General features: G+C 52.9%; 1 pseudogene. It reads right to left on the reverse strand.

From position 1 onward, the window contains the following. Window positions 1-895, reverse strand: a pseudogene (gene ltrA, locus ULO1_RS13420) (group II intron reverse transcriptase/maturase); the annotation flags it as partial. Window positions 896-1112: the final 217 nt, after the last annotated feature.

Below are 1112 nucleotides of genomic sequence, written 5' to 3' on the forward strand. Positions count from 1 at the left end.
ATGTCATTTCCCGAAGTCTATTCTTTACCCGTTTAACTGTTTCCGGGGCTAATCTGATTCCTACTCTGTCTTTCCCTCTGTACATGCTGAAGCCCAGAAACTTCCGCTTCCACGGCCTATCTACCGCACTCTTTGTCTCATTTACTTTGAGTTTTAACTTGTCCTCCAGGAAGGATTTAATGCTCTCAAACACCCGCTCTCCGGCTCGCTGACTTCGGACGTAGATGTTACAGTCGTCCGCATAACGCACGAATCTGTGTCCTCGTCTTTCCAGTTCCCGGTCCAGGTCATCCAGCATTATGTTAGCCAGCAATGGATTCAATGGCCCTCCCTGGGGAGTGCCTTCTTCGGTGTCCATTACTACTCCGTTGACCATTACTCCGGCCTGAAGATAGCGGCGGATAAGTCTTAGTACCCGCTTGTCTCTCACTTTGCGGGCAACACGGGCCATTAAGATGTCATGGTTTACCCGGTCGAAAAATTTCTCCAGGTCCATGTCTACCACCCAGGTGTATCCTTACTCTGCGTACGTCCTTGCCTGTCTGACCGCATCATGTCCCCTGCGTCCGGGTCTAAACCCGTAGCTGTACGGGGAAAACTCCGGATCAAAGATGGGAGTAAGCACTTGCAGGAGCGCCTGCTGGATTAGGCGGTCTATGACGGTTGGGATTCCTAATAGCCTTGTTCCGCCGCCAGGTTTCGGGTTTTCAACCCGGCGTACCGGTTGCAGCTTATAGGTTCCCGTGAGAAGTTCTTCCCTGATTCTGTCCCAGTGCTCCCTTGCATAGTTCCGGAGGTCTTTTACCGTGACCTGGTCGATTCCTGGAGCACCTTTGTTCTCCTCCACCCGTCTTAGAGCTGCCAGCATATTCTGCCTGGCTACCACCTTCTCCATCAGGTCATTATCATCACTTTCGCGGGATGGGCTCTCGGGTTGTGCCGGAGTTACACTCGGCCCTCCATGGGTCCCCTGCGGATTCACCGCTTCCTCCCCATGGCAGGCCCCATATGGGGTTTTCTGCTGTCTTTGTGTATCTCTCGAACGTGCCAAGTCCATCCCTCGCTTCGTGTTCGGCCCTTCACCAGTTTGACGTCAATACTGGCTACTATGA

Source organism: Carboxydocella sp. ULO1 (assembly GCF_002049255.1).
Classification (GTDB): domain Bacteria; phylum Bacillota.